This is a genomic window from Salinisphaera sp., from assembly GCF_035690525.1.
GTDB lineage: Bacteria > Pseudomonadota > Gammaproteobacteria > Nevskiales > Salinisphaeraceae > Salinisphaera.
Genome location: NZ_DASSKM010000043.1, coordinates 19,168 through 28,084 on the forward strand (window position 1 = coordinate 19,168; position 8,917 = coordinate 28,084).

Below are 8,917 nucleotides of genomic sequence, written 5' to 3' on the forward strand. Positions count from 1 at the left end.
GATAGTCTTGGTTTGCGTGGACCGCCATAGCGTGGCGCAAACTGCCGGTGAAGGCCAGTCGAGTATCGGCGCGGTTCGATCGCAATCGTCGATTGCTCTACTCGCGACACCCACTTAGGCTGGCGACATTAGTCTTTCGACAACGGTGATCAGGCTGCGCGCTCTACTTCTCATCAACCGCAAATCGCGCCAGGGCGAGGCGAACGCCCAGACCGCGGTCGAGCAGCTTCGCGACCGCGGTGTCGACGTTCTGGAGGGCCGTTTCGACGCGCCCGAGGACGTGCCCGCCGAGATTCGTCGTCACGCGGACGCCGTGGACGTGATCGTGCTCGGCGGCGGCGACGGTACGCTCAATCTGGCTTCGAAGGCGATGATGGCGTGTGGCAAGCCGATGGCGGTGCTGCCGCTCGGTACGGCCAACGACTTCGCCCGCACGTTGCTCATTCCCACCGATTTGGCGGCGGCCTGCGACAACGTCGTGGATGGCATCGATCACGGCATCGATCTCGGTCTTTGTAACGACGTGCATTTTCTCAACGTCGCCAGCATCGGGCTTGCGGTGCGGGCCAGCGAGTATCGCTCGGACGCGGCCAAGAAATGGTTCGGATCGCTTGGCTATGCGGCCAATGTGTTCTCGGCGGTGCGCGATACCCGGGCCTTCGATGCCGAAATCTCCTTCGACGGCCATACCGAACGGCTGCACTCGATCCAGGTCGCGGTCGGTAACGGCCGTTATTTCGGCGGCGGCCTGGCGGTATCCAGCGATGCCGCCTTGGACGACGGCCAGCTCGATCTTTACAGCCTCAAGCCGCAGCCGCTGTCTTCGCTGATCGCCATGCTGCCCGGGCTCGTGCGCGGCCCGCACAAGGCCATGCAGGGCTTGCAGTTGTTCGAAGGCACGGCGTTTCATATCCGCACCGAAGAGCCGATGGACATCAACACCGACGGCGAGATCCTGACCGCCACGCCGGCCACCTTCCGCGTGTTGCCCCAGGCGCTGACCGTGAAAGTGCCACAGCGCTATATCGATCGCTACGGCAGCGGTAAGTCGTCCTCGGCGGCGTAGGGCGTCCGGCGCGCTGGCCGGCGAATGAGCCCGCCGGCTACGGTGTCTTGCCGTCGGTGACGGTGAAGCGCTCGGCGCCGATCAACTGGCCGTCGTCGGTGACCACGTCGACCCGCCAGTGGCCGGTGGGATCGGCGCCCAGCGTGAGCTTGTGGCTCCAGGCGCGATAACCGTCCTCGCGCCTGCCGCCGGTAATCTGCAGCGGAATGCGGTCGATCACCTCGCCGTTGTGCCACCACACGTGCAGCACGCGCTGATGCAGCCCGCGCGGTGCCTTGATCGCCGAGAAGGCATACAACCCGTCGGCGCGTAGTTCGGCCACGGTGAAATGGTCGCGGTCGGAAGCCGGCTCGCGGTCGGCGGTGTCGACATGGGTCGTGATCGCCATATGCTTGGCGTTCAGGGTCGCCGGCGGAATCCAGAAACGGGCCATCCAGGCGCCGCCGCCGAGTGCGACCGACAGCCCGGCTAAAAGTAGCCAACGCCACCAATGGCGCACGCGTACGGCGTCGTTGAGGCTGGGCAGGGCGCAGACCGCCATGACCGCCGAGGCCAGCGCGATCGAATCGCCGGTGGTCAATGCGCCGATGATCGGGCCGCCGGCCAGAATTGCCGCGAACAGGGTGAAGGCGTGGTAGCCGAGAAACAGCCAGCGGCGCGGCGCAATCACGTCGTAGTAGATCGGGTCGATCGCCGAGGCCACGGCGGCCACGATCAAAAGGCCGGTGAACAGCGCCTGCGCCGACAGCCAAGTGGTGGTGACCAGAAAGAACGGCAATACGAAGAACAGCGTTTCCTGGTGCAGCGCCTGGGCGGCGTAGCGCACCAGGACCTGCGGCACGCGCTCGCCGACCCAGCGCGCGAGGATGCGGCACAACAGGCCTTCGAACAGCAGGGCGACCCAGCCCAGCAGCATGAGCGCGGTCAGCCACTGGGCGAGCGCGTTCTGGCGCTGGATCAGAAAATAGCTGCCCAGGCCGATGGCGAACGAGGCCACGGGCACGACGCGGCGCAGGCGATATGCGATGCGCCCGCCGCGGCTGTTCATTACGCGGTCGATCAGCTGATCGGTGCGGCTCGTCGGGCGCGATGCTTCAAGCGCGGGATCGGTACTCGACACGTGGGGCGGGCGCGCTGGGCCGGGAAAATGAAGGCGGCATCATAGCAGCGCATCGAGGCCGCAACGGCTAACGTGATCCGCGCGTATGGAGCGCAGCGGCGAGTGTTATCATTTTGTCGTAGCGACACCCGCCGAATCGGATCGAGGACCCATGAGCGATTTCAAGGGTATTCCGGTGGTCACCGGAACCAAGGTGAGCAAACCCAACGGCACGCGCGCCATCAAGAACGGGATGAAGGCCTCGAAGAAAGCGGCCGCGGTACCGGTCGGGCGCAAGCCGGATTGGCTGCGCGCGCGTCTGCCCTCGGGCGAGGGCTATGGCCAAGTCAAGGCCAACGTGCGCGAGCACAAGCTGGCCACGGTCTGCGAAGAATCGATGTGTCCCAACATCGGCGAATGCTGGACCCACGGCACCGCCACCATCATGATCATGGGCGATACCTGTACCCGCGCCTGCAAGTTCTGCGCGGTGGACACCGGCAACCCGCACGGCTGGCTGGATGCCGACGAGCCCGAACACTGCGCGGCTTCGGTCGAGATCATGGGCCTGAACTATATCGTGCTCACCTCGGTCGATCGCGACGATCTGTCCGATGGCGGCGCGGCCCACTACGCCGACTGCGTGCAAGCGATCAAGCGCCGCACGCCGGCAGTGCGTGTGGAAGCGCTCGCCCCGGATTTTCGCGGCGTGGAGAAGCACGTCGAGACCGTGGTCGATTCGGGCCTCGAGGTATTCGCCCAGAACGTCGAGACCGTCGAGCGGCTGACGCACGTCGTACGTGACGCGCGCGCCGGCTATCGGCAGACGCTGGACGTGTTGGCGCACGCCAAGAAGCACAATCCGGACGTGCTGACCAAGACATCGGTGATGCTGGGGCTCGGCGAGACCGAGGACGAAATCGCCGAAGTGCTGGACGACCTGGCCGCGATCGGCGTCGATATCGTCACGTTCGGTCAATATCTGCGCCCGACCGTCAATCATCTGCCGATCGATCGCTACGTGCCGCCGGACGATTTCAAGAAATATCGCCGGTGGGGTTTGGCCCGCGGCTTCATGGAAGTCGTCTCCGGCCCGCTGGTGCGCAGCTCGTATCGCGCCGATCGCGTGTTCGACCAGAACAACGCCGGGCTGGAAGAGACGGCCTGACCCGGCCCGGCGCGTGACCGGCCATCGGTGGGTTGGAGATAAAGCGAGACGACGTTTTCGCTCGCGCTTTCCCGGCCGGTGACGACGAAGGGCTTGAAGCCCGACCAGCCGTGCAGGCGCCGTTGCTCGGCGTAGATCTGACGCTCGCGTTCGATGAACAAAGCGGCCAGCTCGTCATAGGCCGCGGCCCAGGCATTGATGTCCTCGTCGGTGGCGGCATCGCCAGCACCTCGCGGATCGAGGCCAGCAGATGACCGCCGACGATCGGATCCGGACGGTCGCTGAAAATGCCCTAGTTATCAAACACCATGATCCCCCAGGCCAGGCGATCCGCCCGACCGGCGTCGACCCAGTGCTGCAGGCCCTTTTTCATATTGGCCACATAAGCCTCGGAGATATGGCCGTCGAGCTCGCCGCGCCGGGTGTCGAGTTCCTGGTGAATCCGGGTGTAGTGGCGGGGTACTTGCGCGCTATGGTCCTCGAAGGTGCGCTCGGTCAGACCGCGCCGGGTGAGTTGCTCGCGATAGAAGCCCGGCGAGCCCATGGTCTCGAGCTGGATGCGGTCGAGCACCGGCTGCAGCACGTCGGCGGGTACGCCGTCGGCGGCCATCGGGTCGGTGAACACGAGCACGCCACCGGGCTTCAAGACGCGCGCCACCTCGTCGAGTACGCGGGTTCGATGGCCGGAATGCAGGATCGCGTCCTGCGACCAGACTACATCGAAACTGTTGGCATCGAACGGGATATTTTCGAAATCCCCGTCGACGATAGTGACCTTGTCGGCCAACCCGCGTTCGGCGGTCTGCCGCCGGCCGCGCTCGTTCTGGACCTCGGACAGGTTGAGCGACACCACGGCAGCGCCGTAATGTTCGGCGATATAGCGCGCCGAGCCGCCGTAGCCGCCGCCGATATCCAGCACCTTCGCCTCGGGCCCGAGCTTGTCGGCGACCAGTTCGGCCATCCGGACGACGGTGCGGCGGCTGGCGTCGAGCACCGGTTCCTGATCGGACTCGTATAGGCCGATATGGATGTCCTCGCCGCCCCACAGGCGCGAATAGAAGTTGTCGGCATCGTCGCTGTTGTAGTAGTTCTGGGCGGTCTTGACCGCCTCGGAATACGTGTTCATCGGTTCCCCTCTTACTGGCTGACGTCGGCGTCTTCGTCGGCGGCGAGATAGCTCTTCTCGGCCACGTGAATGAAGAAGTCGGGATCGTCCTCGCGGTAGCTGGACTGAAAGTCGCCGTAGGTGGTCACGCGCTGGAAACCCACTTGGTGCATCAAGTCGTGCACATAGGCCTTGCGCAACGGGAACATGTTGAGATGATAGACGGAGCCGTCATCGGAAAATTCGTAGCGGAACCGGGCCAGCCCGTCGTCGATGTGTTCGGGCTGTGCGGAGACGCCGTCGCCGCAGTAGTAGTACTTATGCCCGGGGCTCGACTTGCCGTCGAGCAGGGCGTCGTAGTTGCGCTGGTCGAGGATGAGAATGCCGTCGTGCTTGAGCATCGAGTAGAACTCGGCCAGCGTACGGCGGCGGTCGTGCTCGTTGAAGATATGGGTGAAAGAGTTGCCCAGACAGATGATGGCGTCGTAGCGGCCGACCATGTCGCGGGTCATCCAGCGCCAGTCGCTGTGCACGGTCTTGAGGATGAAACCGCGCTCGCGGGCGTTGTCGAAGGCTTTGGTGAGCATCTGCGGACTGCCGTCGACGCTGGCGACTTCGAGCCCGGCGCGCAGCAACTGGACGGAATGAAAGCCGGTGCCGCAGGCGGCGTCGATCACCGTTTCGCAGCCGTATTTCTTGAGCACGTCGATGAAAAAACTGCCTTCGCTGGCGGCCCGGCCGTCCCAGTCGATCAGATCGTCCCAGCGTTCGACGAAATCGTGGACGTATTCGTGTTGGTAGTGGTCCGTTTCGCGGATCTCGGTGGGCGCGTCGCCGAAATCTTGCTCGCGTTGAAACATGGGGTCGATGCTCGGTTCGCTACTCATACGCAAGTGCCTCCGTCGCAGCCGATGAAGCGTCGCGCGCCCCGGCCGCAAGCTTTTCAAATGGTTCGCTTACACCGTAGGCACAGTCCGGGCCTACTTCAATGCGCGTCCCCGGTTCCGGCGCGCTGGGGCGCGCATGTTGATCGCGCTGTAAGCCAGCCCTGGCAAGGCATCCGCGCGGATACGGAGACGGCGAGTCAATCGTGCCCGATTGTTCCCGATTCCGCGCCCATTTGCGCAAATTAGGTCGGCTAATGCGGCGATTCACGGCACTCTATACGCGCCTTGACGCGACCACGGCAACCCATCCGAAGATAGCCGCGATGCGCGACTATTTTGCCGAGGCCCCGCCCGCCGATGCCGCGTGGGCGGTGTCGTTTCTCTGCGGCCGGCGCATCAAAAGGCTGATTTCCGGGCCCAAGCTCCGCGCATGGGTGGCGGAAACCATCGACATGCCGATGTGGCTGGTCGAGGAAAGTTATGCCGCGGTCGGTGACTCGGCCGAAACCATGACGCTGTTGCTGGACGAGATCGCGGCCGGCGATGCGGGGCTCGACGTGCCGCTGCACGAATGGGTCGAGGACCGCATCCTGCCGCTAAAGAACCTGGACGAAGCCGAGCAGAAAGCGCGTCTGTACGGCTACTGGAGCGAACTGCCGACCGAGGCGCGCTTCACCCTCAACAAGTTGCTGACCGGTGCGTTTCGCGTCGGCGTATCGCGCCGGCTGGTCACCCGGGCGCTGGCCGAATACGCCGACATCGAGCCGGCCCGACTGGCCCATCGATTGATGGGCCGCTGGCAGCCGACGCCGGAGTTTTTCGAACGCCTGGTCGATCCCGAGGATCGTGGCGAGGACGCCGCCCAGCCGTATCCGTTCTTTCTTGCCTCGCCGATCGAGCATGCGCCGTCCGGCTCGGTCGAGAGCCTAGGCGCGCGCGACGAATGGCTGGTCGAATGGAAATGGGACGGCATTCGCGCCCAAGTCATCCGGCGCGCCGGCGAATGTCATATCTGGTCGCGTGGGGAAGATCTGATGGAAGGCCGTTTCCCCGAGCTCGAGGCGGCCGCGGCGGCGCTGCCCGAAGGCTGCGTGCTCGACGGCGAGATCCTGGCCTGGGCCGAGGGCGAGCCGCTGCCGTTGCCGTTCGCTCGATTGCAGCGCCGGATCGGGCGCCTGAAACCATCGGCGAGCATGCAGAACAAGCACCCCGTGCGGTTTTTCGCCTACGACCTTATGGAACACGAAGGCGTCGATATACGCGAACAGCCGGTCGAAGCCCGGCGGGCCCGGCTGGCCGAACTGCTGGCCGAGGTCGACGATCGCATCGCGCTGTCGCAGACCGTCGCCGCCGATGACTGGCGAGCGCTGGCCGAACTCCGTGAGCGCTCCCGCGACTACGCCACCGAAGGTTTCGTTCTCAAACGCATCGGCTCGCCGTATCGCGTTGCGCGCGTGCGCGGCGACTGGTGGAAATGGAAGGTCGACCCGTTCTCGATCGATGCCGTACTGCTCTATGCCCAGCCGGGCTCGGGCCGGCGCTCGAATTTGTTGACCGACTACACGTTCGCGGTATGGGACGGCGACGAACTGGTGCCGTTCGCCAAGGCCTATTCGGGCCTAACCGACGCCGAGATCCGGCAGGTCGACTCCTGGATCCGTAAGAATACGAAAGAACGTTTCGGCCCGGTGCGCTCGGTCACACCATTCCATGTCTTCGAGCTGCATTTCGAGGGCATCCAGGCCTCGAACCGCCACAAATCCGGCATCGCCGTGCGTTTTCCGCGCATTGCGCGCTGGCGCCACGACAAGCCGATGGAAGAGGCCGATACGCTAGACAATGTGAAGGCGCTGCTGCCGCCGAACGAGAAAGCCAACGTTCCCTGAAAACGATGAACTCGCAGATGCGCTCAGGAAAACGTCTAAAAGGCGTTCGAGATGGCATCCAAGCTGTCTTTACTATAATTTAAACGCGGTTGCAGGCGAGGGGGCGTCATGGCTACACAGCTGCATCAGCCTACGCTACAGCCCTCCGCCTCGAACTGATCAATCGGATTGCTGGAAATATCTAGATATAGATACATGTCGCCTAAAGAGAAAGGGGTCTACCTTCGTATTTCTGCAGGTGCACGAGCACTGGTCTACCTTCGTATTTCTGCAGGTGCACGAGCACTGGTCAGTTCGGTAGACTCGTATCGGTGGCGAGGGTGTGGCTCAAGGGGTTCGCAGCCTTCACCGGATGCTCGACTTTGAATTGCCGCCCTCGTCACCTGCATCATCCGGGACGTCCAGGCGTGGATGATGCCAGCCTATGGGCCGTGGCTTTCTAGGTAGACAAGACGCCGGATGATCTTTTGCTACAGGAGATCAGCATGGCAGCAGAACTACGTGTCGCGGTCGATGTCGGCAGTCGTTTTCATCAAGTCGCCATCGGCAATGCCGCCGGCGAGTTAGTCGACGAGTTTCGTATTGATCATCAAGACGCCGGCTTCAGGCAGTTTTTTACGCGTATCGAGCGACAAGGCCTGCGTGATATCCGTGTGGCCATGGAAGGCTATAACGGTTGGGCCCGCCCGCTGGATCAGCAGGTGCTGGCCCGAGGATGGCGGCTCTACAACGTCAACAATCTCAAGCTGGCCCGTTACAAGGAGATATTCCCGGCGCCGGCGAAGACGGACGCGATCGACGCCCGGCGCATGCTGGAATTGTTTGCTTTTGATGGCCAACGCGCGTTTGGGCGTGACGTGCTGCAAGAAGTCACCGCGGCCAGCGAAGCACAGCGTCAACTCAAATACCTCACGCGTCGACGCCGGCAACAAGTCGCTGATCGCGCCCGGCGCCTGACGCGCCTGCGCTGTGACTTGCAGGCCGTGTGTCCGGACCTGCTGGCACTGACCGGCGCGGCTGACAATCGCTGGTTCTTGCGCTTTGTCACGTGTCGAGATCGCTTGACCGCCTTACCCCGGCTACAGGAAAAAAGCATCGCCGGTATCCGTGGCGTTGGCGCCAAGACCCTGCCACGTATCCGGGCCTGGCAACGCCAGGCGATGTTCGGCGCGAACATCGATCTGGCCGATGCCGATATCGTGGCGGATGCCCGCGCCATATGCGACTTGGATGATCGCATCCAGCGCCTCAACCGCCGCATCGACGCGGTAGCCGCCGAATGCCCGATGGCCCAACACCTGCGCAGCATCCCCGGCTTCGGACCCATCGGAACCGCTGAGTTATCCGGCGAGATCGGTGCGTTACCGCAATTCGACAGTGAAGCCAGCCTGGCGCTCTATCTCGGCATGGCGCCGTTGGACCATAGCTCGGGCGTCCAACAGCGAGGCAAGCGTCCGAAATGCGTGAATACACGATGCCAGACCGCGCTTATGACCTGCATCGTCCGACACATGGCACAGGTGCCCGAATCACGGGCGTACTACGATCGTAAACGTGCTCAGGGCAAGCGCCACAACCAAGCCGTACGATCGTTGGGCCGTCATCTCGTGCGCGTCATCTGGCGGATGCTGAAAAATAAGCGAGATTACGAAGTTAAATTTAAAATGCCTTGAAAATATAAGAGGGATGTTCAAGTCTACTCACTA

The 8,917-nt window shown here is 63.4% G+C and carries 8 protein-coding genes; 5 read left to right on the forward strand and 3 right to left on the reverse strand.

Annotated elements, in window-relative coordinates; translation table 11 throughout:
- Positions 1 to 145: 145 nt before the first annotated feature.
- Complete coding sequence (locus VFJ08_RS03225) at positions 146 to 1,066, forward strand: lipid kinase (RefSeq protein ID WP_324995106.1); 921 nt, start codon at positions 146 to 148, stop codon at positions 1,064 to 1,066.
- 37 nt (positions 1,067 to 1,103) lie between these two features.
- On the opposite strand, the gene VFJ08_RS03230 is transcribed toward VFJ08_RS03225, so the two are convergent.
- Entirely contained in the window at positions 1,104 to 2,186 is a 1,083-nt protein-coding gene (locus VFJ08_RS03230; protein ID WP_324995108.1) for a DUF5924 family protein, read from the reverse strand.
- A 151-nt stretch (positions 2,187 to 2,337) separates the two neighbouring features.
- On the opposite strand from VFJ08_RS03230, the gene lipA reads away from it, so the two are divergent.
- Positions 2,338 to 3,333 (forward strand): lipoyl synthase, encoded by a 996-nt coding sequence (gene lipA, locus VFJ08_RS03235; protein WP_324995110.1) that lies wholly within the window; start codon positions 2,338 to 2,340, stop codon positions 3,331 to 3,333.
- A 110-nt stretch (positions 3,334 to 3,443) separates the two neighbouring features.
- Entirely contained in the window at positions 3,444 to 3,587 is a 144-nt protein-coding gene (locus tag VFJ08_RS03240) for a hypothetical protein (RefSeq protein WP_324995112.1), read from the forward strand.
- Positions 3,588 to 3,625: 38 nt separating this feature from the next.
- Here VFJ08_RS03240 and VFJ08_RS03245 read toward each other — a convergent pair whose 3' ends face one another.
- Together VFJ08_RS03245 and VFJ08_RS03250 are read right to left on the reverse strand one after the other, a co-directional pair.
- A complete protein-coding gene (locus tag VFJ08_RS03245) occupies positions 3,626 to 4,459 on the reverse strand; it encodes an SAM-dependent methyltransferase (protein ID WP_324995114.1) in 834 nt (277 codons plus the stop codon).
- A gap of 11 nt (positions 4,460 to 4,470) precedes the next feature.
- Positions 4,471 to 5,325, reverse strand: coding sequence for a class I SAM-dependent methyltransferase (locus tag VFJ08_RS03250; protein ID WP_324995116.1), 855 nt, complete (start codon positions 5,323 to 5,325; stop codon positions 4,471 to 4,473).
- A 254-nt stretch (positions 5,326 to 5,579) separates the two neighbouring features.
- Here VFJ08_RS03250 and VFJ08_RS03255 point away from each other — a divergent pair, with 254 nt between their 5' ends.
- Complete coding sequence (locus VFJ08_RS03255; RefSeq protein WP_324995118.1) at positions 5,580 to 7,211, forward strand: ATP-dependent DNA ligase; 1,632 nt, start codon at positions 5,580 to 5,582, stop codon at positions 7,209 to 7,211.
- 485 nt (positions 7,212 to 7,696) lie between these two features.
- Positions 7,697 to 8,884, forward strand: a complete 1,188-nt coding sequence (locus VFJ08_RS03260; protein WP_324995120.1) for an IS110 family transposase — start codon at positions 7,697 to 7,699, stop codon at positions 8,882 to 8,884.
- Positions 8,885 to 8,917: the final 33 nt, after the last annotated feature.